This window comes from Gardnerella sp. DNF00983, from assembly GCF_049244265.1.
Taxonomy (GTDB): Bacteria; Actinomycetota; Actinomycetes; order Actinomycetales; family Bifidobacteriaceae; genus Bifidobacterium; species Bifidobacterium vaginale_J.
On the sequence record NZ_CP058392.1, the window covers coordinates 1443299 to 1467134 of the forward strand.

The 23836-nt window shown below is 41.2% G+C and carries 23 protein-coding genes; 1 reads left to right on the forward strand and 22 read right to left on the reverse strand.

What is annotated here, in order from left to right:
- Positions 1 to 6 precede the first annotated feature (6 nt).
- The 15 genes from HXT34_RS05675 to HXT34_RS05745 form a co-directional block, all read right to left on the reverse strand.
- Entirely contained in the window at positions 7 to 2412 is a 2406-nt protein-coding gene (locus tag HXT34_RS05675; RefSeq protein ID WP_421784787.1) for a DNA polymerase III subunit gamma and tau, read from the reverse strand.
- 105 nt (positions 2413 to 2517) lie between these two features.
- Positions 2518 to 2922 carry an Rv3654c family TadE-like protein gene (locus HXT34_RS05680; protein ID WP_415688995.1) on the reverse strand — a complete coding sequence of 135 codons (405 nt, stop codon included), beginning with the start codon at positions 2920 to 2922 and terminating at the stop codon, positions 2518 to 2520.
- The gene (locus HXT34_RS05685) at positions 2919 to 3299 is read right to left on the reverse strand and encodes a TadE/TadG family type IV pilus assembly protein (RefSeq protein WP_421784789.1); all 381 of its coding nucleotides are present in this window, start codon (positions 3297 to 3299) and stop codon (positions 2919 to 2921) included. The genes HXT34_RS05680 and HXT34_RS05685 overlap by 4 nt, the downstream gene beginning before the upstream one ends.
- Before the next feature lie 29 nt (positions 3300 to 3328).
- Positions 3329 to 3604: a DUF4244 domain-containing protein gene (locus tag HXT34_RS05690; RefSeq protein WP_421785470.1), complete on the reverse strand. Its 276-nt coding sequence runs from the start codon at positions 3602 to 3604 to the stop codon at positions 3329 to 3331.
- A gap of 138 nt (positions 3605 to 3742) precedes the next feature.
- Positions 3743 to 4390 (reverse strand): type II secretion system F family protein, encoded by a 648-nt coding sequence (locus tag HXT34_RS05695; protein ID WP_415683199.1) that lies wholly within the window; start codon positions 4388 to 4390, stop codon positions 3743 to 3745.
- 3 nt (positions 4391 to 4393) lie between these two features.
- Complete coding sequence (locus tag HXT34_RS05700) at positions 4394 to 4969, reverse strand: type II secretion system F family protein (RefSeq protein WP_421784791.1); 576 nt, start codon at positions 4967 to 4969, stop codon at positions 4394 to 4396.
- Positions 4970 to 4998: 29 nt separating this feature from the next.
- Positions 4999 to 6075 (reverse strand): CpaF family protein, encoded by a 1077-nt coding sequence (locus HXT34_RS05705; RefSeq protein ID WP_421784793.1) that lies wholly within the window; start codon positions 6073 to 6075, stop codon positions 4999 to 5001.
- Positions 6062 to 7237, reverse strand: a complete 1176-nt coding sequence (locus tag HXT34_RS05710) for an ATPase (protein WP_421784795.1) — start codon at positions 7235 to 7237, stop codon at positions 6062 to 6064. Before HXT34_RS05710 ends, HXT34_RS05705 begins: the two co-directional genes overlap by 14 nt.
- Positions 7238 to 7359: 122 nt before the next feature.
- Positions 7360 to 8727 (reverse strand): ClC family H(+)/Cl(-) exchange transporter, encoded by a 1368-nt coding sequence (locus tag HXT34_RS05715; RefSeq protein ID WP_421784797.1) that lies wholly within the window; start codon positions 8725 to 8727, stop codon positions 7360 to 7362.
- A gap of 39 nt (positions 8728 to 8766) precedes the next feature.
- Positions 8767 to 9177 (reverse strand): fluoride efflux transporter FluC, encoded by a 411-nt coding sequence (locus HXT34_RS05720; protein WP_415687389.1) that lies wholly within the window; start codon positions 9175 to 9177, stop codon positions 8767 to 8769.
- Complete coding sequence (locus HXT34_RS05725) at positions 9177 to 9680, reverse strand: fluoride efflux transporter FluC (RefSeq protein WP_415687091.1); 504 nt, start codon at positions 9678 to 9680, stop codon at positions 9177 to 9179. Before HXT34_RS05725 ends, HXT34_RS05720 begins: the two co-directional genes overlap by 1 nt.
- Before the next feature lie 95 nt (positions 9681 to 9775).
- Entirely contained in the window at positions 9776 to 11077 is a 1302-nt protein-coding gene (locus tag HXT34_RS05730) for an adenylosuccinate synthase (protein ID WP_391496154.1), read from the reverse strand.
- A 118-nt stretch (positions 11078 to 11195) separates the two neighbouring features.
- Complete coding sequence (gene fbaA, locus HXT34_RS05735) at positions 11196 to 12251, reverse strand: class II fructose-bisphosphate aldolase (protein ID WP_415687090.1); 1056 nt, start codon at positions 12249 to 12251, stop codon at positions 11196 to 11198.
- A gap of 147 nt (positions 12252 to 12398) precedes the next feature.
- A complete protein-coding gene (locus HXT34_RS05740) occupies positions 12399 to 12740 on the reverse strand; it encodes a chorismate mutase (RefSeq protein WP_415687089.1) in 342 nt (113 codons plus the stop codon).
- A 13-nt stretch (positions 12741 to 12753) separates the two neighbouring features.
- A complete protein-coding gene (locus HXT34_RS05745) occupies positions 12754 to 13215 on the reverse strand; it encodes an Lrp/AsnC family transcriptional regulator (protein WP_119527272.1) in 462 nt (153 codons plus the stop codon).
- Positions 13216 to 13514: 299 nt separating this feature from the next.
- Between HXT34_RS05745 and HXT34_RS05750 the strand changes: the two genes are divergently transcribed.
- Complete coding sequence (locus HXT34_RS05750; protein ID WP_421784801.1) at positions 13515 to 14720, forward strand: pyridoxal phosphate-dependent aminotransferase; 1206 nt, start codon at positions 13515 to 13517, stop codon at positions 14718 to 14720.
- A gap of 110 nt (positions 14721 to 14830) precedes the next feature.
- Here the strand turns inward: HXT34_RS05750 and rho are convergent, their stop codons facing one another.
- From rho to gatC, 7 genes are all read right to left on the reverse strand, one after another.
- Positions 14831 to 16801, reverse strand: coding sequence for a transcription termination factor Rho (gene rho, locus HXT34_RS05755; RefSeq protein ID WP_421784803.1), 1971 nt, complete (start codon positions 16799 to 16801; stop codon positions 14831 to 14833).
- A 338-nt stretch (positions 16802 to 17139) separates the two neighbouring features.
- Positions 17140 to 18759, reverse strand: a complete 1620-nt coding sequence (locus tag HXT34_RS05760; RefSeq protein WP_421784805.1) for an NAD(P)/FAD-dependent oxidoreductase — start codon at positions 18757 to 18759, stop codon at positions 17140 to 17142.
- 91 nt (positions 18760 to 18850) lie between these two features.
- Positions 18851 to 19165 (reverse strand): DUF2469 domain-containing protein, encoded by a 315-nt coding sequence (locus HXT34_RS05765; protein WP_004105898.1) that lies wholly within the window; start codon positions 19163 to 19165, stop codon positions 18851 to 18853.
- Positions 19165 to 20073, reverse strand: a complete 909-nt coding sequence (locus tag HXT34_RS05770) for a GNAT family N-acetyltransferase (protein ID WP_391496150.1) — start codon at positions 20071 to 20073, stop codon at positions 19165 to 19167. Before HXT34_RS05770 ends, HXT34_RS05765 begins: the two co-directional genes overlap by 1 nt.
- A gap of 255 nt (positions 20074 to 20328) precedes the next feature.
- A complete protein-coding gene (gene gatB / locus HXT34_RS05775) occupies positions 20329 to 21828 on the reverse strand; it encodes an Asp-tRNA(Asn)/Glu-tRNA(Gln) amidotransferase subunit GatB (RefSeq protein WP_419398824.1) in 1500 nt (499 codons plus the stop codon).
- A 33-nt stretch (positions 21829 to 21861) separates the two neighbouring features.
- Positions 21862 to 23403, reverse strand: coding sequence for an Asp-tRNA(Asn)/Glu-tRNA(Gln) amidotransferase subunit GatA (gene gatA / locus HXT34_RS05780; protein WP_415683189.1), 1542 nt, complete (start codon positions 23401 to 23403; stop codon positions 21862 to 21864).
- Between the two features lie 3 nt (positions 23404 to 23406).
- On the reverse strand, positions 23407 to 23703 hold the full coding sequence (gene gatC / locus HXT34_RS05785; protein WP_391496148.1) for an Asp-tRNA(Asn)/Glu-tRNA(Gln) amidotransferase subunit GatC: 297 nt from the start codon (positions 23701 to 23703) through the stop codon (positions 23407 to 23409).
- Positions 23704 to 23836 lie beyond the last annotated feature (133 nt).

Sequence of the window (23836 nt, forward strand, 5' to 3'; positions counted from 1 at the left end):
TGTAAACTACTCCTCTTGCTTTTTCTTAACGCTCATAATCGCATTTTTAGGATTTTTAGGATCACTAGAAGCAAATTCTTCAACAGATTTAACTTCAAAAATTTGTTTAAGCTCATCAGTGCTTACAGATGTTGCTGATTCTAATGAAGCATCATCCATTGAACATTCGTCAGCAGTAGCTCCATTCGTAGGAGAAACAGTAGTCTGAATTGATTCAGCAGACAATTCTGAAGTATTAGTTGCATTCTGAACTTGAGACTGTAGTTTAGCTTGATCCAAGACACCAGAAACAGCTTCATCTCGGTTATGAGAATGCAAACTCTTCTGTATTGCAATCTCTGCTGCATGAGGCACAGGCTCATCTTCAGTAGAAGAGTCTTTAGAAGAAGACTCTTCAGAAGAAGAGTTTTCCGGCATTGCAATCACATCCGACATAGGCATAGACGACATGTCTGCCCAAACATCATCATCCGCATTTGCAATATCACTTAATTCATCCGCAGTATTTTCAGAAGCTACTGATGCTGCGGAGCCATCAGCGCCACTAAAACCCGAAGATTCTTTTTTAATAGGATTTTTATTTATTCCGTTGCTATCAGAATCAGTTTTATTACTAAAACCAGCAGATACACCAGTTTTACGCAATAAAATATCGCGCTTAACTTTTGCAAGCTTTTGCGGATCCATTCGAGCAACAGATTCTACTTGTTCACCATTAGCAGCAACTGGTGCAGGAGCAATCATTACTTGCGCTCCAAACACCTCATGCACTTCATTCATTACTACTTTTGGCACTTTTTGTCCATCATATGGAGAAGTAGTGCATACTGCGAGCGCAAACGCATGTTGACTCATAGGCTCATTAAAAGTCAAAATAAGACGCTGTCGACCTGATTGTGCTGAAGTAAGTTGCACTGTAGGAACATACTCACGAGTTACATACTCGCGTACGTCATCAGGCAATTTTGAAACTACTTTATCCCACATTGCATCGGTATCCACGGAATCATTCTTTGAATTAGCATTATGTGCATCGTTTAAAAACGCTTTTTTAGATTCCATTTCTTTTGTGTTTGTAGCAGATTGCGTTTCTGCTTTAGCAATAGGAGATGCTGTAGTTTCAGAAGGTAGCGAAGAATTTGAAGTAATATTATTCTCACTATCTGCAGAAACATATTTCTTATTGCTTGTAGAACCTACGAAATGAGCACCAGAAGATACTTTATTTTGAATATTCTGCTTAGAAGTGGAAATATTTTGTTGTTGCACGTTATTAATGCGCAAATTAGTTGCAACAGTATTTGAAGTTTCGCTGTCTGCAAGCAAACGAGCAACTAAAATTTCCAAATTCATTCGAGGAGAAATTGCACTAGCCATTGCGCTTAAAGCATCATTAATTGTTTGAGCCATACGTGCTAAATCATGCAATGTCATGCTTGCAGATTGCTTATTCAATATTTCCAAATCTTCTGGAGAAACATCATTAAGTAAGCTTGAAGCCGCTTTAGGACCTGCAGATACCATAAGCAACAAATCACGAACTCTACCTAATAAATCTTCTACAAACTTGCGAGTATCGTAGCCTCCAACAATAACGCGACGAACTACATCGTATATCGAAGCGCCATCATGATTAATAAGATCGTCAATGAATTCGCTAATCAATGAATTAGGCGTAAAACCTAATAAAGCAACCGCAGAATCCAAAGAAATTGAACCATCAACAGCACCCACCATAAGCTGATCGAGCACAGATAACGTATCTCGCATTGATCCTGCACCAGCGCGCATAACAAGGCGAAGAACTCCTGGCTGTGGCAGAATACCTTCCTTTTTGCAAATATCTTCAAGATATGGAGACATTACTTCTGGAGGCACAAGTCTGAAAGGATAATGGTGTGTACGTGAGCGAATAGTGCCAATAACTTTATCCGGCTCAGTGGTAGCAAAAATAAACATTACATGCTCAGGCGGCTCTTCTACAATCTTAAGCAAAGCATTAAAACCTTGCTGTGTAACCATATGAGCTTCGTCGAGAATAAAAATCTTATAACGGTCACGAGCAGGAGCGAAGCCAGCACGCTCACGCAACTCTCTAGCATCATCGACACCGTTATGGCTTGCAGCATCAATCTCTACAACGTCGATAGAACCTGCACCGCCAGTAGCTAAATCTTTACAGCTTTGGCACTCTCCGCATGGGTGCGAAGTTGGTCCTTTTTCGCAATTAATGCAGCGAGCTAAAATTCGCGCAGAACTTGTTTTACCGCATCCACGCGGCCCAGAAAATAAATATGCATGAGTTATTTTTCCTTGGTCTAATGCTCTAGACAAAGGTATGGTAACCTGATCCTGCCCAATAACACCATCAAACGTGTCAGGACGATATCTACGATACAGTGCAAGTGCCATGTTTCCTAACCTACCGCGACCTAACTATTTCCCCGATATATCTTAGTTAAGACTATCAGCAGCCGCCACCCGACTGCTGATATTTATATTCGTTTTTGCTACTTACTACTTATTGCAATCTTCTAGCCCTGCTCTAGCAGAAACTTCCACGTTAGAAGCAAATGGAATATTCAGCCCAACAGAAACACGAACAGTTACATCATTACTAGTAGAGTTGCAAGATTTCAAAAAAGCATTGCTTGAAACAACAGTACGTGCAACAGCCTCGCACGCATTATCCTCCATTCTTTGCAACGCAGAAGCACCAGATAAAGCAGCGGAAGTTGCAACAGCATAAGCTTGATGTTTAGCTCCGAGAACATTACATAAAATAGCAGAAAGCACTAGTATTGAGCAGACTGCGATCACTAGCATAATGCCGAGCATAGTGCCAGAACCGCAGTCAATGCCCTTACATCGCTTATGAATGAAATTTATTGAATGCTTCACAAAATTCTTGCGCCTACTCATACTAAAACCTGGCTTACATGACTTTCCACTAGAGGCGGCAAAATATGAAGAGGATCAGGAATAAGAGGACATTTAACAACAATATTCGCCATATTATTGCTACGACTTATTTTCACCGACGCTCCTTGACCTGCGACTGACTGCACAATACTTGCGACAGCTTTATCGTCCTTATGAGTCACAAGATAATACGCAACTTGCGCAGCAGCATCATGACAATTCATAGCACATACAACTGCTCTACCTATGCCAATTAATACAAATAACAGCATTAATGCACAAGGCAAAACAATAGAAAATTCAGCAGTTACCGTCCCTCTGTCATAATCACTAATTTTGCGCAACAACCTTTTGCACACAATAACTTTCCGCATCATAAGCTCATTTCATCCGCTAAAGCATGCCGTTAGCCGATTTTCAATGCTTTTTTAACTAAATTTGTCAACGTTGTGCGAACCGTATCTGATTTCAAAATAGCAACTAGCAGTGCAGCAAAACCAGTAGCAGCAATAATAACTACTGCATACTCAGCTGTTACTGCTCCAGAATCCTTATTTTTAAGACAGTCAGAGTACAGTTTTCTTTTTTGACACAAACATGACTCAATATTCACTAATTGTTCATTTACTTGAAGCATAGACACAGAGCATCGTGCAACAAGTTTTTGCATTATCCCAACCATCATCTTGTACCTTTCACTTCAAACTATCCGAAATTTTCGGATAGAAATATTATTACAACTTGTTTTGCGAATGAAAATAAAAAAATTGCATTGTGGATAAAAGCTAATTTATTTTTCTAGAAATTTATTTTTAAAAAGCTAGCGCATAAGTGACATAACTGTTGGCAAAATTCCTATGCATATAAAAGACGGCAAAAAACATAATCCAACAGGAAGCAGCAATCGCACAGACAACCTAGAACTTTCTTGTCTAGCAATATTGGCCATATTCCTCTCATAATGTTGAGCAAGTGCAGACAATACAGGAACTGGAGATGAGCCATAACACCATGATTCTTTTAAAGATGTCATTAACCATCTAGCTAATATTTCTGAAGAATCTAAGTTTTTACGATTAGTAAATTTTGATTTATTTTCTAATTCAAAGTTATCTTGTTTAGTATAAGTAGAAGACCATGCTTCATGCCACGTATCCCCTGCAAGTAAAGCATTGGAAACAGAGCAAAGCCACATGCCTTGACCACAAGGAAACACTTGTCCAACAGCACTAAGAGCCCTAGTAATAGCAACACCACTACGAAGTGAAACAATAATCATATGTAAACCAAGAAGCGGATCTACATATGAAACTTTTGAATTACGCCATTCGTATTTAACTAGCATAATTTTACTGTTAAAGCGCATACGATTATCTAATGAATCGCACTCTAATTTCAAACTCACCCATTGCCAAACAATTACAACAAACAATGGGATGATAAACAAAAGCTGCTTTGTGGATTCCATAAATCATCCTTCCAGCGAAGCAGCATCCATTGAATGCTGAGATATTTGCAACATAGAACTAACCCACGCCAAACCCAATCCATAACATATTCCACCTATTGTTAATAAAATCCATCCATTTACTGTTGTAATTAACATCAAAATAGGGTGCCCACCTAGTAATTCACCAGCAAAAAGAGCCAAAATAGGTAGAGCAGTAAGTAATTTTATTGTTGCTTTTGGCATTGCAGCTACGTCAGCACGTAAATCTTCTGCACGCTTCTGAGCATGATATGACGCTGCCGTAGCTTCCACACATTCTGCCATAGCGCAACCAAGAGTATTACTCAATTCATATGAAGCCATAAGACTTTCAGAAACAGTATGTATATGTTTTTCAAGCTGACGACGTTGAGTCTTATTCATATTGCGGTTCTTTGGAAAACAACGTTCATAAAGCCATTTATAAATAATTTTTGTATTAACTGCACTACTGCAAATACATTTTTGAGACTTAGAGTCACTGTGAACAATCATTGCAAAAGTAGAACCAGAACGTAATGCAGCAATCATTCCAGCAAGAACTTCTTCAATATCCATTTTTACGCTCCAAGCAACACAATCAACTACTAATTATTTGAACTGTCAACACATATGCTGTCCATATTTTCGGGAAGATTCCAATAATTTGAAAACTTAACCCATGCAGGCAAAAATTTCATGACAATACTGCCGTCAATTCCACAAGATAATTGCAAAACTGGAACACCGCACAGCAACGAAGCGCTAGAAGCGTATTGCAAAATACCGAGTTCTTTGATCATTCGACACCCGTTAGAGGATCTCTCTACATGAATAACAACATCGAATGCTCCAGCAGCTAAAGCACATAAAGCTGCAGGCTCCAACCCTGCCAATAACCCTAATGCCATAAGACGAGCGGGAACTTTTTCTATTTCATCTGCATGAAGAGTTGTCATTCCACCCTTATGCCCAGAAGTAAATACTCTCAACAAATCAGCAATTTCTTCCCCACGACATTCACCAAGAATAATGCGATCCGGACGCATTCTTAATGTTGCTTTTACTAATTGAGATAACCCAATTTCTCCTACACCTTCTACATTTGCCTCTCGCGCACTTAACGAAACATGATTTTGTGTCAACTCGCCAAGCTCTCTAATTTCTTCAACAGATACAATACGATCTTCGCAATCAGCAGCAGCCAATAAAGCCTTCATAAGTGTAGTTTTCCCAGATCCAGTACTTCCAGTGATCATTATATTTGCTCGCTTTTTAACTAGAACGCTTAGAATACAAGACAATTCTTTTGGAAACATGCCTTGATCACTCAAAGAAACAAGATCATAACGATTAACTGAAGGAAAACGAATTGACAATGCTGCTCCTTGAGATACAAGTGGCGCTAAAACAGCATGTATGCGAATGCCAGAAGCACTTGAAGCATCAGCAATAGGACACGCATCATCCAGTCTTTTGCCTAATTGTGCACAAAGCCATACAGCATATTCTCTTAACAAAGCAGGGTTGTTAAGCGGAACTCGAGTTGCGCGTTCCTTAAGACCTTGCCCACAATCTACCCACACACGACCAGACTCGCTTACAACCATGTCTGTGACTCTTACGTCATTGGCGAATCCCTGCAAAATCCCAAAATCGATATCACGAATATTATTTACGATCATCTTTACCTCTTGAATATTTCGAACGACGATATTGCGAACGACGATATTTAGTTACAGCATTTTTTGTATTTGATATAACATCTCCAATAAGCCAATTATTTATGCGTTGCATGGTTTCCTTCATTGAAGATGGCACATTTCGAATACCGTAGCCCCCTATAATGTCGGTGTACATGCGAGCATCATGTTGCAATGAACCAAGAAATGTAGTTGATAAATATTCAGAAGCTTCATCGATACTTAAAACATAAGATTTTTGCATTAAACCGCGAGGAGACAATCCAACAACAGCAAATTTGTTGAACTTTACGCCAGAATCACCCAAAGTATCTAATTTTTGTAGCAACGCTCTAAACCTTGCCAAATCAAGCACAGATAGCTCAACAGCAGCAAGAGTTGCACTGTCAATAAATTGCGGAATATTACGGTAAGACTTCATAGCAGTCTCGCCAGAACCTATATCTACAATAACTACATCAACAGCATCAGCTAAACCTCTAATAGCAGCCTCTAAAACCCAAGGTTCAGGATATTTACCATGCCATGGAGAAAATGCTAAAACATCCACATTATCCCAATGCAATAGCTCATTGCGCAACACATAGCCATCACATCTACCTAAAGGAGCATCAACTTCTTGCAACCTGCGGCCTTCATCTGATTCCAAACCAAGCAGAACGTCTAAACCGCCATGAGTTAAATCAGCATCTACAAGAGCAACACTATGGCCTTGTTCACTTATATAGCGAGAAAGAATAGATAGAGAAGTGCTTAGCCCAATGCCATCTGCAGCAGACATTCCAACCAAAATATTTTTAGGCAACGGATCTAAAGAATCACGCGCAATAAAATTATCTTCTTCAGAATTATTAAACATACGAGATTTATGCTTAATAGAAATATCTTGCGAGCGTTCAGTATTTTGAAAACTCTCCACATCTTGAGAACTCTTAGGCAAAAGAGTCATAACAGTATGATCGTCAGCTATACATGGCGCGATTTTTACACCGTTAGACGCAGATTCGTATATAGATTTATCTGCAACTTGAGGAGGATAAACATAACGTTTAACATCTCTAAATGCGCCTACAGCTTCGCCATTGTTATAATTCTTATCAATCTGCTTAACGCCAATTGATTTATTGTTTACACTCATATTCATACTCATGCGCCTATTGAAACGCATACAGCAATGAGTTTTCAACAATATTCATGCAATGTGGTTAAAAGCTCAGGAAATATTAAGAATAAGCAAATATTGCACAAAATTATCTATAAAAACATCTATTTTACAGAATTTACAGATGGCAATACTAAATCTTTATTAACTTTCATATAGCGTTCAAGTAACTCACCATAAATTGGCTTAGTTTTTAGAATATCCGAAATAAGCAATGCGATAAATGCAGAAGCTGCAACTGGAAGCGTATGAATCATAGTTCCAGACATTTCAACAGTAAGCAAAATCGAAGTGAGTGGAGCTTTTACAGATGCAGACAACGTGCCAGCCATAACGCAAACTGCAAACACAGATACAAATTTTGCATCAATGCCAAATGCTGAAACGCTAGTAATACAGCGCGCAGCAATACCACCTGCGAGCGCACCTACGGCAAGAATCGGCATAAAAATACCACCAGGAGCACCACAACCAAAACTTGTAGAAGTAAACAACATTTTTGCCACAAATAGCAAACAAAGCATTACAAGACTTGCTTTTCCATATTCAGAAAGTTGCACTAAATTAGATCCGCCACCAAGAACTTCAGGCAGGAACAAGCCAACTGGTATTGCAATTAGGCAAGCAACAGCAACAGGCATCCACTTTGGCAAATATCCGTATAATGTTTGCAAACCAAGTAACGAACGATTCATTAGCGAGCCTACAAAACCTGCAAAAATACCAAGAGGAATAAGCCAAATATGCAAGTTCATTGGCAAATCTGGAATCTGACCAAAATCAAGAACTGGACGCAATCCGAAACAAGTTTGCGAAACAAAATCAGCACATAAAGCAGCTGCAGCAGCTCCTATAAGAACAATTGAAGTTAAGCCGTGCTGAATCTCCTCCATAGCAAACATAACTCCAGAAAGTGGCGCAGAAAACGCAGCAGATAAACCGGCTGCAGCTCCAGCAGTTACCACATAATGCTCTTTAATATCGTCACGCCTACCTTTACGTAAAATTCGAGACAACATCTGAGCACCACATGCACCTATTTGAATAGATGGACCTTCACGTCCAAGAGACAATCCAAATAAAGAACCAAGTAAACCGCCAACAAAACGCACTGGCAGAATCGTGTGCCATCGCATATTCAAACCGCGATTAACATATCCCACGACTTGAGGAATACCACTTCCAGAAGCCATACTCTCTTTACGACTCATCCAGCCAATAATTAGACCTGCAATTACAGCAAAAATTAAGCATGGCAAAATCCACCATACGTTATGCCGGATTTGTAAATACATCCAACGCGCAAAATCAGTACCGTATTCAATACCAAGCCTGTAAGAAGCTACTAATGAACCAGAAACAGCGCCGACAAATATTCCAGCTAATATTACTTTCCAACGAAGCTGGCAAAAAGTTTTTGATATTTGCTTTAACTTATTACTCAAAAAGCTCAATGCATTCTTAAACTTCACTACAACTCGATTCTGCGCACAACACTTAACTTCTAAATACTAAATTACGTACAGTAACAATATTTGCGAAACAATATACCCAACAGAAGCAGCAAAGAATGGAACAATAAGTTCTGCAAAAAGCAAGAACACTCCATCTTTTATGCGCTTTCTTTGAATAAGATCCACACCTTCAAAAATTGCAGTAGAAAACGTGGAAAATCCACCTAAAAATCCCAAAATCATCAAATAAGCAAAACGTACTCCACATATTGCAGCTGCAACCATGAAAACATTAGATACAACACCTATAGCAAATGAAGCAATGCAATTGATAAATAGCGTTGCAACTGGAACTTCGCTTTTGTAGGCAGCTGAAATTTTTTTAGTCATTGCGCATCTTAAAACAGCACCTAAACCGCCAAAAAAGCAAGGCAAAATAAACATAATAAAAACGTATAAAGAATTCATCACTTCATCACCTTAGTATTAGCTTCCGCAACAGATCGACTTTGCTTTTTGTTCATGCAATTCGCAATTCCCGTTCCAACCCAATTACCAACAAAAGCCATAAAAACGCCAAAAAGCAGCGAAAAAAGCATGCCCAAAACAACAAGCGTCATGCGTGGAGCCATAAAAGACATTGCACTTTCAAACGCGAAAGTAGACATAGTAGACAATCCGCCACAAAATCCTGTTCCTAGCGCATATTTATACAAAGTTTGCTTTTCTTTAGATAACGCTTTAACAGATATTGCAGTAACAAGAGCGAAAATAAAGCAGGCAATCATATTCGACAAGAAAGTGCCTAAAGTAAGCTGACCAAATATAAAAGATTGCCCGTCTACTTGGTGAATCGTGTGCGCATAAGAAGAAATTACTGCGCGCACGAAAGCTCCACATGTACCACCAATAAAAACTAAAAAGTATAATCGACAATTATTTTTTTTATTTTTTCCGCTTATTTTACTCATTTTCACTCTTTTTGAAATTACCGTCATAAACCAAAACGACACTCTCAATTGAGAAGTGCCGTTTTGCTAATTTGATCATAAAATAATAAACGATTTCAGTCAGTTAGTGAGTGAACACTAATGATATGATCACGCTGCGGACCAGTTCCAATAGCAGAAATACGGCAATGAGAAAGCTCTTCCAAGCGCTTTACATAACTTTGCGTATTTTGAGGCAAATCTTCAAACTTATGAATTTGAGAAATATCCTCATTCCAGCCTGGAAGCATCTCATATACTGGTTTCGCAGAAGCAAACAATGCTTGATCTACAGGCATTTCTTCCATACGCTGAACTGTGCCATCAGACAAAGTCACATCATAAGCTACGCAAACTGGGATTTCCTTTAAACCAGTCAAAACGTCAAGCTTAGTAAGAACAATATCCGTCAAACCATTTACGCGAGTTGCATAACGGCTTACTACAGAATCAAACCATCCACAACGACGAGGACGACCAGTTGTAACACCATATTCATGACCTTGCTCACGCAACCAGTCACCCTGCTCATCCAAAAGTTCAGTTGGGAATGGACCTTCACCAACACGAGTAATATAAGCTTTTGCTACTCCAATTACGCGCGTAATACGAGTAGGACCAACACCAGTACCCGTGCAAGCGCCACCAGCAGTAGGGTTTGAAGAAGTTACAAATGGATAAGTGCCATGATCGACGTCAAGCATTGTTGCTTGTCCGCCTTCAAACAGCACAGTCTTACCCTCGTCCATTGCTTTATTCAATACTAATGAAGTATCAGCAACATATTTCTTCAAACGTTTGCCAAGTTCAACAAGTTGAGCAGTAACTGCATCAATATCAATAGGATGTTGATTATAAAGTTTTACAAGCATTTGATTCTTTTGATGCAAACTTGCTTCAACTTTGTCGCGCAAGTGATCAGCATTAAATAAATCATGCACTCGAATACCAACACGATTAATTTTATCCGCGTAAGTAGGTCCAATACCACGACCAGTCGTGCCGATTTTGTGTTTGCCAAGAAAACGCTCAGTTACTTTATCAATAACTCGATGATACGGAGTAATAACATGCGCAGCTTCGCTCACAAGCAAGCGCGAGCAATCTACACCGCGAGATTCCAAAGCATCGATTTCTTCAAGTAATACCTCTGGGTCAACAACAACACCATTACCAATTACAGGCGTAACATTAGGGCTGATAATTCCGCTTGGAAGTAAATGTAATGCATAAGATTTATCGCCAACAACAACAGTGTGCCCAGCATTATTACCGCCATTAAAACGTGCGACAATATCAACCTTTGAACCAATTAAATCTGTTGCTTTGCCTTTACCTTCGTCACCCCATTGAGCTCCAATAAGCACAATACCAGGCATGCCGCACCTCCATTTTTGAGCTAACGCTGCTCAAATAAGCACAATTCTTACCTGTTAAGCCTATCTCTATGCCCCTACCGAATAAGAAAAAGAAATATATAAAATTAAAAAAATTTTACTATTTCAGTGCTTTACCAGCAGAACCTAACTGCACACAGGCTTCTACTACACGCTGAGCCATGGCTTTTTCGGCTTCACGACCCCAAGATCGAGGATCATACAACTTCTTTTCGCCAACTTCTCCGTCTATTTTAAGAACAGAATCATAATTGCTGAACATGTGACCAGCAATTGCACGCGTAAAAGCGTATTGAGTGTCGGTATCTATATTCATTTTAATTACGCCGTAACGCACAGCTTCAGCAATCTCTTGAGCAGTAGAACCAGATCCGCCATGGAATACAAGCAGGAACGGCTTTTTAGAAGCACCGAAGGTGCGAGTATCACAAATATTTTGATAGTTCTGATATACGGTTTTTTGAATTTCTTGCAATAATTTAGGATGCAATTTTACAACGCCAGGTTTATATGCTCCATGAACGTTGCCAAAAGTAAACGCTGCCATATACCTACCGCGCTCACCCAAACCAAGCTTATCTACAACGCGCAAAGCATCTTCAGGCGTAGAATATAATCTTTCGTCAATATCAGCACGATGCCCGTCTTCTTCTCCGCCAACAGCACCAATCTCAATTTCAAGAATTGTGCGAGATTTTTGCGAAGCTTCAAGCAACTGTTCTGCAACATCTAGATTATGTTGCAAAGGCACTGTTGAACCATCCCACATGTGCGACTGGAATAACGGTTCTTCGCCTTTTTTGACTTGTTCTGCTTCATAAGAAATTAGTGGTTTAATCCAATCATCTAAATATTGCTCAGCGCAATGATCTGTATGAAGCGCAATAGTAATATTAGGATATTGAGCTGCCACTTCGTGCGCAAACTTTGCAAATGCTATTGAACCAACAACACGATTATTAAGAGATTGACCTGAAAAATAAGCAGAACCACCGACAGAAACTTGAATAATACCATCAGATTCAGCTTGAGCAAATCCCTGCAGTGCTGCGTTAAGAGTTTGCGTACTAGTAACATTGATAGCAGGGTATGCGTAGCCACCTCGACTTGCAGCATCAAGCATATGTGCATAACGTTCAACAGTTGCAATAGTCATACTTGTATTATCCGCCTTTATTACTCAGATAGCCACGCATATGCACAAAAACATTACATACTGGTATGCGAAAATCTATCTTCAAAATCTACAAACTGATTGTGATTCCATATTTCAACGCAATTAAAATAACAGAAATATCTAATCTCAAGATTGCATTTGCTTATGACGCTTCTTAGCCTCAGTAACAACAAACTCATGATATTTCAACGCAATCGAAGAATCTAATCCGGCATTTTTCGCAATATTTAGCAAACTTTCTATTTGCTGCTGCTCTCTTTTAGAATCCTCAGGAGCAAATCCAGCTTTAGCCTTCAACTCACCAATTCGTTTCGTAGTTTTAAACCGCTCAGCAAGCAGCGCAATTATTGCATTATCAAAATTATCAACAGATTGACGCAACACGATAATCTCTTCGGAAGCAACTTTGCAACATGTTGTAAGAGATGTATCGTGCGCGTCAACCGTTGTTTCAGAAAAATCACACATATCAAAAAGGCGTTTAATCGAAATATGTTTGCAAAACCATAGTTGTTTCTGTACTGACAGGAACTATGCGATGAATGGTATTAATAAGTTCTTCTAATTTGCTTGGCGTAGCAACACGCACTACCAGCATAAAACTTGGACTACCAGTAATCGAATAGCAAGCTTCAATACCAGAAATATCACGCAATTTATTAGGTATTGTAGCTTCCTGACCAAAATCAAGCGGCGTAACAGATACAAATGCACTTACCGGTAAACCACGGCGCTCATAATCAATTAATGCGCGATAACCGGTAATAACACCTTTACGCTCAAGCTTTTGCACTCGAGATTGAACTGCAGAAACAGACAAACCCGAGGCCTTCGCCAAACGAGTTAACGTCGCTCGACCATCGTGTTCGAGAATATCAACAATGATTGCATCAGTTGAATCCATAGCTATACTAGCTTCAGCTTTATGAGGATTTCCAGCCATACGTCCTCCATTCTCCAGTCGACGCTGAATCGAGAATCCAAAACGAATCTATGTAGCGCCACATTGCAGTCACTTTTATGGTACAGTATTTTTTACAGAAAAAGAACAAATTTATTCAAAAAATAATAAAAAAATACAAATTATTACGTTAAAAATAATTTTTTCTTTTAACATCATCAGGAATAGTGTTGTACAATTCGCATAATAAGCGTATAAACGAAACCTATAACCTTTAAAAATTATTCTTATAAAACAAAGCAAAACTATAATCAAAACCAACAATCAAAAAGGAGCACAGCATGGCAAAAGTAGCGAAACATGCAATTTCAATACCTCGTTCAGGTATTAGAGATGTATTCGACCGTGTAGAACAAATACCAGACGCTATTTCACTATGCCTAGGAGAGCCAGGCGAAACTGCTTCCTCACACATTGTTGAAGCTGCATGCAACTCATTACGAGAAGGAAAAACAAAATACACAGACGTTTTAGGCATACCAGAATTTCGCAAGGCAGCTGCAAATTATACGAATAGAGTAAAAGGTCTAAACTACGACGCAGACACAGAAATTCAAGCCGTTGACGGCGCTACTATTGGATTATATTTAGCTATTAAATCAGTAATAGACCCTGGAGATGAGGTCATTATTCCATCTCCATACTTCACGTCGTACGATGCAGAAGTTCTAATGTGCGAAGGAATTCCAGTAACTGTAGCACTTAAGCCAGAACATGGAATGCATATTAATGCGGAAGAAATACGCAAAGCTATATCACCGCGCACTAAAGCCATCATTATCAATTCTCCATGCAACCCAACTGGTGCTGTAACAACCGCAGAAGAACTCGAAGAAGTTGCAAAATTATGCCAAGAATTTGATCTTTGGGTAATTTCTGACGAAGTCTACCATCCATTCGTATTCGCAAGCAATCCAGAAACTGAACCTTGCGGAAATGTTGTAGCGCCATCTATTGCAGCAGCTGAAGGGATGCACGAACGAACAATTATTGTAGAAAGTTTATCGAAAACTTACGCAATGACAGGCTGGAGAATTGGATATATTCTTGCACCAAGCCAAGTTATTGAGCAAACCAGCAAAATTGCAGAAATGATGCATTCTTCTGTAAATTCTACCGCGCAATATGGCGGCGTAACTGCATTAACAGGACCGCAAGATCACGTGCGCGAAATGAGAGAAGAATATCGCGCAAAACGTCAGCTTGTTATAGACGGATTGGCAAATTGCAATGCATTGCGTCTTATAGAGCCTCAAGGTGCATTCTACGTTTTTGTTGACGTTCGACCAACTGGTTTAAGTTCAGAAGAATTTAGCAAAAAACTTTTAGATGAAGAAAAAGTTGCTGTTGTGCCAGGAGAAGCATTTGGCGCAGAAGGAAGGGGATTCGTGCGGCTATCTTACGCTGGAAAAGCAGAAGAACTTAAAGAAGGCGTAGCTCGAATGAGCAAATTTGCACTTGCGCAACAAGCTTTACATGCTGCATAAAGTATTAGTTATTAATAAATATAAATAAAGATAAATAAACATAAATAAAATTATTGCCCCTTGGTAGATAATCCAAAGGGCAATAATTTTAATTCCTTACGAAATAAGAACTACGCAACAGTCGTAGAAGAAGAATTATTCGTAGCAGTGCCAGTTTGTTGAGTTATAGCAGTTAAGAAATCACGATTTGAAGCAGTTTTCTTCAATCGAGGAATCAAAGTCTGATACGCTTGCTCTGCCTCAAGACCACCAAAGAGACGGCGCAAACGATAAATAACTGGCAAATCTGCAGCTGGAGTAATTAACTCCTCGCGACGAGTTCCAGAAGCATTAATATCTACTGCTGGGAAGAGACGCTTATCAGCCAAATCTCTGCTCAAGCGCAATTCCATATTTCCAGTGCCCTTAAACTCTTCGAAGATTACTTCATCCATCTTAGAGCCGGTTTCAACCAATGCAGAAGAAATAATCGTCAAAGAGCCGCCGTCTTCAATATTTCGAGCAGCACCGAAGAACTTCTTTGGTGGGTACAACGCTTGAGCATCAACACCACCGGAAAGAATACGACCAGAAGCAGGAGCTGCAATATTGTAGGCTCTAGCTAAACGAGTCATAGAATCAAGCAAAACCACAACATCCTGACCAAGCTCAACCAAACGCTTAGCACGCTCAATAGCAAGCTCAGCAACAGTAGTATGATCCGTTGCAGGACGATCAAATGTAGAAGAAATCACTTCACCTTGTACAGTGCGTTCCATGTCGGTAACTTCTTCTGGACGCTCATCGACAAGCACAACCATAAGATGAACTTCAGGATTATTTGTAGTAATTGCATTTGCAATATTCTGAAGAGTAATGGTTTTACCAGCCTTTGGTGGCGACACAATCAAACCGCGCTGACCTTTACCAATTGGGGCAACTAAATCAATAACGCGTCCCAACATGCGATTCGGAGTAGTTTCTTGCTTTAAACGCTCCTGCGGATATAGCGGCGTTAACTTAGCAAATTGCGGACGAGATTGAGCTTCTTCAACGCTCATTCCATTAATGCTATCGATTGTTTGCAAAGGAACAAACTTTTGACGCTGATTTCGACGATCGCCTTCGCGAGGAGCACGAATGGAGCCTTGAACTGCATCACCTTTGCGTAAGCCATATTTTTTAATTTGGCTCATTGAAACATAAACATCGTTAGGACCAGGCAAATAACCAGAAGTGCGCACGAATGCGTAAGATTCTAAGACATCAACAATTCCAGCTACTGGCACGAGCTCTTCCTGAGGCTCTTCACGACGAGGCTCGCGTAAATCATGCTCTTCGCGAGCATCGCGCGCATCACGGGCATCGCGATCAAGACGAACATTGCGATCATTACGATCTTGACGTTCTCCACGCTCAGCACGACGTTCATCACGATCGTCACGTTCTACGCGATCCATGCGTTCTGAACGATTTTGTCTATCTGAATAATCTGAACGAGACTCATCGTAATCACGCACACGACCACGCATACGGCGTTGGAAACGATCAGCACGATTTTGCTGTTCTTCTCTATCAAAGTCACGAGAAGCTACACGCTGACGACGCGGTTCACCCTCTGCATGAGAATCTTCACCAGGCAATGTTGCCAAAATTTGATCCAACTCATGCGAATCCATGCCATCTTCTCTACGATCGCGATTATCATCACGATCTTCTGAAGAACGGCGACGCTGGAATGCATTACTACGATTCGCATCGCGTCGATAATTTTTATTCCCAAAATCTTCTTCGTCTCTATAGCGACGATCTGAAGTAGCATTTGGAACCAAAACTTCTAACGCTTCTAGATCACTATTGTCTTTCGACGATTCAGCATCTTCTATATCTGTACTAATATCTGCAGTTTTATTAGCATTCACAACATCACGAGGAACACGAACACTTACACCTGCAGGCGCTTCTCCCCCATTACGAGCAGCCGTCAGTGTAGCCACCAACTCAGGCTTACGCATTGTAGATGTGCCACGCAAACCCATTTGTTTCGCAAGATCTTTCAATTCTGAAAGCTTCATTTTTTCAAGATTCTGGCCTGTTGCCACAATTTTACCTTTCCTTAACTCACACGGAATAGAGCCCCGGCAAGTCTTTACATGGAAGATTACGGAAAAATCCGTCACGAACTCGCTGCTATTTCATAACAATTCATATGCACATAACAACGAACATTATGTATGCTACTACAGCTATACGACGCTGTACAACGCGGCGCGCCATAGTATTTAGTATTTTTATTACAATTTTTATAAAGCTTTTAAAGCGATATTAGAATAAACAAAAAGCGCCAATAACATGGGCAATGCCCAGTATTATTGACGCTATATCGCTAAATTATTTGCGCTTTAAAATCAAACGCTCAAATTTATACGAAAATTAATTACTACTTCTTTTCGTGATACGACTTTTCAGTATTAACAGACCACACGTTCTTTTTAGAAGTTTCTCCAGTTCGGATATCTTCTACAGCCTCAATAGCAGTTGCCATTGAATGATCTTGGTTATTGTAACGATGCTGTCCATTACGACCAACGCAATACAAATTGCCGAAGCCATCAAGATAATCAATCAATTCAGGCATCTGAGCGTATGTGTCAAAGTAAGCAGGATATGCCTTTGGAACTCGCTCACGATGAGAATCAAGAACGTCTTCCTCACCATTGATAACCTGCATACGAGTCAACTCGTCAATAGCCATCTTGCGAGCATCATCATCACTCATATTCCAGAAGTCGTCGCCTTCTTCGCAGAAGTACTCAAGACCAATCCAAACGGTGTTATCAACATCCTTAACGAGATATGGGCTCCAGTTGTTGAAGATTTGCAAACGTCCGACTTTATATCCAGGATCTTGCACATAAATCCAGCAATCAGGAACAATAGGAGGATTACCAAGCGTTGGAATAGTAGTAGTATTACGCAGACGCACGCGCTTAACAAGCAAGCCTACGGTCACAAAATCGCGATAAGGCAAACCTTTGGCAACGCGCTGCATTTCTGCTGGGACTTCAGCCTTTTCGTCACCATTTGCACCCTGCTCAAGAGCAGCTACCAAATCCTTAATTGGCATAGAAGATATAAACTGGTCGGCGTGCAATTCTGAACGCTCTCCATTTGCATCTTCAACTACAACACTGGAAATCTTTCCGTCTGCTTGCTTAATAGCAACTACTTTTGCGTCTGTGCGCACAGTAGCACCGTTTTCGCGGCAACGACGCTCAACAGTTTCCCATAACTGACCAGGACCAAGCTTTGGATACCAGAATTCCTCAATTAATGAGGTTTCTACTTCCTTCTTCTTGCCTTTTTTCTTAGGGAAAAGCTTGGAAAAAGCGTTCTTCAACACTTCCACAATGCTCAAACCCTTAACGCGCTGAGCACCCCAATCGGCAGAAATCTGGCTTGGGTGCCTACCCCAAAGCTTCTCGGTATAACCCTCAAAGAACATGGAATAAAGCTTCTTGCCGAAACGATTAATGTAGAAGTTCTCGAGATTAGTTTCTGGCAACTTGTGAATCATAGACCACAAATAGCTGAAGCCAACCTTCATTGTCAAAATAAAGCCCATAGAGCGCAAGGTTGCTGCAGAAAGAGAAATTGGATAATCAAAGAAATGATGATTCCAGAAAATACGAGAAACGCGATGACGCTTCAACATCACTTCATCTTCAACTTCAGGATCAGGTCCACCTGCTTCCAAATCGTGATGACGGCCAAGCTTTTTATCGTCATATGAAGGAGCACCCTGTAGAGGCAGCATTTCACGCCACCACTGCATAATACGGTCATCTTTTGAGAAGAAACGATGACCGCCGATGTCCATACGATTGCCGTTATACTTCACAGTACGCGAAATACCGCCAAATTCACGCGTGGATTCGAGTACCGTTACGTCGTAGCGGCTAGATCCGCCATCCTTAACGAGTTCCCAGGCTGCCGTCAACCCTGCCGGACCACCACCAATAATTACCACAGATTCCTTTGGGGATTGTGTATCCGTCACTTGTCCTCCATCTTAATACATCAAATTTTTACGAAAACACTTTGCGTGCTAGGTAAGCAATTTCTATATATCCTTATTGAGCATACGCGCATCACGCGATAGATTCAGGAATGTCAATGTCTGTTTTCTGTACTTCTTCAACATTTACATCTTTAAAAGTCACTATTCGTACATTTTTAACAAAACGCGAAGGGCGGTAAACATCCCATACCCAAGCGTCCGTAAGTTGAACATCAAAATAAACATCCTGACCTGCTGAACGCACATTAAAATCGACTTTATTGGCTAAATAAAATCGTCGCTCTGTTTCTACAACATAAGTAAAAAGCTTAATAACATCACGGTATTCTTTGTATAACGCAAGTTCTGCATCGGTTTCATAGTTGTCGAGATCTTCGGCGCTCATTACTTACCTTCCGTATTACGATTGCGTCCACGACCTATAATGCGCCACCAAGCTTTCTTTGATGAACTTCCTTCAGAGACGTTTGCATTGTACGGCCATGCTTCATCAAGATTATCACGATGCACAGGTATAGCCACAGAATGCTCATGCGCGCTCAAAGCTTCAACTACACCAGGATTTTCTTCAATAACGTGTAGACCAAACGCATCTAGCGAGCGAATTGCATCATACTCATCTACAAGAGTGTCCATTACAACAAAATCTTGATATTTTTGATTTTGAGCATCCCACAATGCGTCGCGCGCAGTGCCTGTTTTTACAAATCCAAGAGATTGATACACAGAAAGTGAGCGAGTATTAGTTGCCGGAACTCCCACCCAAATTCTATGCAACCCTAGACCAGTCGGCTCTGATGCAAAAGCATAAGTCATAACTCTAGGCATTGCGTCGCGCGAATAGCCTCTTCCTCGATAATTTTTGCCTAAAACAACTTGAATTCGAGCACTGCGAGACCATCCGTCAATATCTATAAGGAAAATCATGCCAATAATGTCACCAGCAGCATTATTTGAATCATCCAAAACATCAGGAACAATCGCCCATGCAATAGTGTGACGCAATTGAACATCGCCAGCAAAACGACAAGATTCAGAAGGATTTTCGCCAATAAGATTATCTTTAGTCCATTGCATTGATCTCTCAACCCACGAATGAACCATAGAACGCTCTGAATTAGCATCCTTTCCAGTAATAACTGCAGCACCATCGAATGCGCACAAATCATCCATTCTTTGCAAATCATCGCACGTAGCTGGACGAAGAAGCGCCATCTCTCCACGAATTTGAGGAATTACTATAGATTTTGGTAACTCGCGAGAGTTAATAACACCATCATTGGTTTGTTGCATAGTCACCTACTTGTATTGTGCCTTTGAAAATTAAGCCCTTCGCATAATTCTCATGTCGCATAATATATGATAATCCAGAAGACGAAAAATGCCTTGCAATGTCGATAAATAGTAAATTCTGCGCACCTGCTACACAAACAAATTTGATTTGAATATGTAGCAAGTACGCAGCACTTACTTTGAATAATGATTACGCTTTTGCGTTTATACATTGGCGTTATCAAATATTAAATTTTTCAGCTTTTACAGCACTTTTCAGCCTTTAATTTTTGCCATCACAATCTTAGTAACAGCCTTAGCATCAGCCTGACCTTTAGTTGCACGCATAACAGCGCCAATAATTGCACCCATCGGCTTCATATTTCCAGCCTTAAGCTTTTCTGCAACTTCAGGATCAGCAGCAAGAGCAGCGTCAACAGCAGCTTCCAAAGCACCGTCGTCGTTCATAACCTTGAATCCGTGCTTCTTAACAACTTCATCAGGCTTACCCTCGCCAGCCAAAACGCATGCAACAGTTTGCTTAGCGAGCTTATCGTTAAGATTGCCGTCTGCAATTAGCTTTTCAACTTCAGCCACATCTTGCGGAGTAATAGGCAATTCTTCCAAAGTCACGCCGCGAGTGTTTGCTTCGCGAGCAAGCTCACCAAGCCACCACTTCTTAGCACCTGCTGCAGTTGCGCCAGACTTAACGGTTTCTTCAACCAAATCAAGAGCATCCGCGTTCAAAATATCGCGCATTTCAAGATCGCTAACACCCCATTCGCTTTGCAAACGGTTACGGCGCTCGCGAGGCATTTCAGGCATTTCTGCCTTCATGCGCTCAATATGCTCTTTAGTGATGTGAAGCATAACCAAATCAGGGTCTGGGAAGTAGCGATAATCGTCAGCATCCGACTTCACACGACCGCCAGCAGTAGTCTGAGTTGCCTCATCCCAGTGACGAGTTTCCTGCAAAATCTCGCCGCCTTCGCTCAAAATAGCAGCCTGACGACGAATCTCATATTGGAGCGTCTTTTCGATTCCACGGAATGTGTTCACATTCTTAGTTTCAGAGCGCGTACCAAATGGATCGGTTGGCTTTCTGCGAAGCGAAACGTTCACGTCAGCGCGCATATTGCCCTGCTCCATGCGAGCGTGGGAAATGTTGAGAGCGCGAACAATATCGCGAATAGCACGCATATAAGCGCCAGCAATTTCTGGAGCGCGGCTGCCTGCACCTTCGATTGGCTTAGTTACAATCTCGATTAAAGGCACGCCTGCGCGATTGTAATCAACCAAAGAATGATTTGCACCTTCAATACGACCGTCAGCACCACCAACGTGAGTATTCTTACCAGCATCATCCTCAATGTGAGCACGCTCAATCGGCACGCGGAACACGGTGCCATCTTCGAGCTCAACATCCAAGTAACCGTTGCCATTAGTAGGCTTATCGTACTGGGAAATCTGGTAATCGCGAGGCATATCTGGGTAGAAGTAGTTCTTACGAGCGAACTGGCTCCACTCGGCAATTTCGCAATGCAATGCCAAACCGAGCTTAATAGCGTAATCAACCGCAGTCTTGTTTAAAACCGGCAAAGAGCCTGGCAAACCAAGGCTTACAGGAGTTAGCTGAGTATTTGGCTCGCCACCAAAAGATACTTCTGCTGGGCAGAACAGCTTCGTACGAGTGCAAAGCTCAACGTGAGTTTCCAAACCGAATACTGGATCGAATTGCTCAACAGCATCGGCATATTTCATAAGTTTTTCAGCCATTAGATATCCTTCTTACTTAAGCTTTACTTCACTTTACTTAGCCAATGAATCGAGCCAACCAGCTTTAAGCGACTTCCAGATTGGGCCGCCCCACTGCTCCTCGAGCGCTGCTTCCAACGCTGCTGCAGGCTTGTACATCTTTTCATCATGGCATTGCGGAGCAATAATCTGAATACCAACAGGCAAACCGTCATCGCTTAAGCCAGCAGGGAGGCTCAAAGCAGGAACTCCAGCCATGTTTGCAGGAATTGTAGCAATATCGTTCATGTACATAGAAAGTGGATCATCCATCTTCTCACCAAACTTAAATGCCGTTGTAGGGCTTGTTGGAGAAATAAGAACATCTACTTTCTTAAACGCTTCTTCGAAATCGCGAATAATAAGCGTACGAACTTTTTGCGCAGAACCATACCATGCGTCGTAATAGCCAGCAGAAAGCGCGTAAGTACCGAGAATAATACGACGCTTTACTTCGTCACCGAAACCAGCTTCACGAGTTGCAGCCATCATATTTGCAGCAGTCTGAGGCTTGTCTGCTGGCGGCATTACGCGCAAACCGTAGCGCATACCGTCGTAGCGAGCCAAATTAGAGCTAACTTCTGAAGGCATAATAATGTAGTAAGCAGCCAAAGAATAAGGGAAATGAGGGCAAGAAACTTCTGTTACTTCTGCACCCATATCCTTAAGCAATTGCACAGCTTCATTAAAGCGTGCTTCAACGCCTGGCTGGAAACCATCGCCACTAAGCTCCTTAACGAGACCAACCTTCAAGCCCTTCAAATCACGGCGAGCGCCCTCACGAGCAGCTTGAGCCATTGGAGGAACAGGAGCTGGAATCGAAGTGGAATCGCGCCTATCGTTACCGCCGATAATTTCCTGCAAAAGCGCAGAATCAAGAACGGTACGAGAAACAGGTCCAATCTGGTCGAGAGAGCTTGCCATAGCGATTGCACCAAAACGGCTAACACCACCGTAAGTTGGCTTTGCGCCGACTGTACCAGTTAAAGCACCTGGCTGACGAATAGAGCCACCAGTATCTGTACCCAAAGCAATAGGAGCTTCGAATGCAGCAACCGCAGCTGCAGAGCCGCCGCCAGAACCGCCAGGAACACGCTCAGTATCCCAAGGATTGCAAGTAGTTTGATAAGCAGAATGTTCTGTAGAAGAACCTTGAGCGAACTCATCCAAATTAGTCTTGCCAAGAATTGGCATACCAGCTGCCTTGAGCTTTTCAATAACAGTAGCATCGTAAGGTGGAACCCAGCCTTCGAGAATCTTAGATGCTGCAGTAGTAGGAATGCCCTTAGTGACAATCATGTCCTTAATTGCAATTGGCACACCAGCCAACTCAGGCAATCCTTCAGTCTCACCCTTAGCGTTCTTGGCATCAAAAGCATCTGCCTGCTCAAGAGCAATATCTGCAGAAACATGCAAGAATGCCTTAATTTCTGGCTCTGCAGACTCAATGACTGCCAAGTGAGCTTCGACAAGTTCGCGGCTAGAAACTTCTTTAGCTTTCACAGCCTTTGCCATATCGGCAGCAGAAAGTTTTACTAAATCTTGAGTATTAGTCATGTTTTATTCCTCCCCCAAAATTCGAGGCGCTACAAACATGCCAGACTCACTTTTAGGAGCACCAGAAAGAGCTTCTTCTTGAGTCAAAGGTGTAGCAGGCTCATCTGGGCGCAAATAAGCTTCCAAAGGAACTGGATTTGCAGTAGGCGGCACATCTTCGCCAGCAACTTCCTGCACTTTATTAATAGATTCTGCAATGACGTTTAATTCGCCTTGCAAGCGACTGATTTCTTCGTCGCTTAAAGCAATCTGGGACAAAACGCCCAAATGCTCAATTTCTTCGCGTGTGAATGTAGGCATAACCTCAACTATATGTGTGATACGTGACCTTCGTTAGTAGAAAAAAGCAATGTGGATAAAAGCTTTATTAGAGTTATTTGTTGATTATTTTTGTTTTATTGAGAAAGTGTTAGGAATTAATTTTTTAAGACTG

Excerpts from the sequence above, each read along its gene's own strand:
- gatC (WP_391496148.1), bottom strand. The coding sequence starts at position 23,703 with ATGCCTACATTCACACGCGAAGAAATTGAGCATTTGGGCGTTTTGTCC.
- fbaA (WP_415687090.1), bottom strand. The coding sequence starts at position 12,251 with ATGACTATTGCAACTGTTGAACGTTATGCACATATGCTTGATGCTGCA.
- HXT34_RS05680 (WP_415688995.1), bottom strand. The coding sequence starts at position 2,922 with ATGAGTAGGCGCAAGAATTTTGTGAAGCATTCAATAAATTTCATTCAT.
- HXT34_RS05765 (WP_004105898.1), bottom strand. The coding sequence starts at position 19,165 with ATGAGCGCCGAAGATCTCGACAACTATGAAACCGATGCAGAACTTGCG.
- HXT34_RS05730 (WP_391496154.1), bottom strand. The coding sequence starts at position 11,077 with ATGCCTGGTATTGTGCTTATTGGAGCTCAATGGGGTGACGAAGGTAAA.
- HXT34_RS05725 (WP_415687091.1), bottom strand. The coding sequence starts at position 9,680 with ATGAGTAAAATAAGCGGAAAAAATAAAAAAAATAATTGTCGATTATAC.
- HXT34_RS05750 (WP_421784801.1), top strand. The coding sequence starts at position 13,515 with ATGGCAAAAGTAGCGAAACATGCAATTTCAATACCTCGTTCAGGTATT.
- gatA (WP_415683189.1), bottom strand. The coding sequence starts at position 23,403 with ATGACTAATACTCAAGATTTAGTAAAACTTTCTGCTGCCGATATGGCA.
- gatB (WP_419398824.1), bottom strand. The coding sequence starts at position 21,828 with ATGGCTGAAAAACTTATGAAATATGCCGATGCTGTTGAGCAATTCGAT.
- HXT34_RS05700 (WP_421784791.1), bottom strand. The coding sequence starts at position 4,969 with ATGGATATTGAAGAAGTTCTTGCTGGAATGATTGCTGCATTACGTTCT.
- HXT34_RS05705 (WP_421784793.1), bottom strand. The coding sequence starts at position 6,075 with ATGATCGTAAATAATATTCGTGATATCGATTTTGGGATTTTGCAGGGA.
- HXT34_RS05695 (WP_415683199.1), bottom strand. The coding sequence starts at position 4,390 with ATGGAATCCACAAAGCAGCTTTTGTTTATCATCCCATTGTTTGTTGTA.
- HXT34_RS05685 (WP_421784789.1), bottom strand. The coding sequence starts at position 3,299 with ATGATGCGGAAAGTTATTGTGTGCAAAAGGTTGTTGCGCAAAATTAGT.
- HXT34_RS05690 (WP_421785470.1), bottom strand. The coding sequence starts at position 3,604 with ATGGTTGGGATAATGCAAAAACTTGTTGCACGATGCTCTGTGTCTATG.
- HXT34_RS05770 (WP_391496150.1), bottom strand. The coding sequence starts at position 20,073 with ATGCAACAAACCAATGATGGTGTTATTAACTCTCGCGAGTTACCAAAA.
- HXT34_RS05740 (WP_415687089.1), bottom strand. The coding sequence starts at position 12,740 with ATGTGTGATTTTTCTGAAACAACGGTTGACGCGCACGATACATCTCTT.
- HXT34_RS05710 (WP_421784795.1), bottom strand. The coding sequence starts at position 7,237 with ATGAATATGAGTGTAAACAATAAATCAATTGGCGTTAAGCAGATTGAT.
- HXT34_RS05720 (WP_415687389.1), bottom strand. The coding sequence starts at position 9,177 with ATGAATTCTTTATACGTTTTTATTATGTTTATTTTGCCTTGCTTTTTT.
- HXT34_RS05745 (WP_119527272.1), bottom strand. The coding sequence starts at position 13,215 with ATGGCTGGAAATCCTCATAAAGCTGAAGCTAGTATAGCTATGGATTCA.
- HXT34_RS05675 (WP_421784787.1), bottom strand. The coding sequence starts at position 2,412 with ATGGCACTTGCACTGTATCGTAGATATCGTCCTGACACGTTTGATGGT.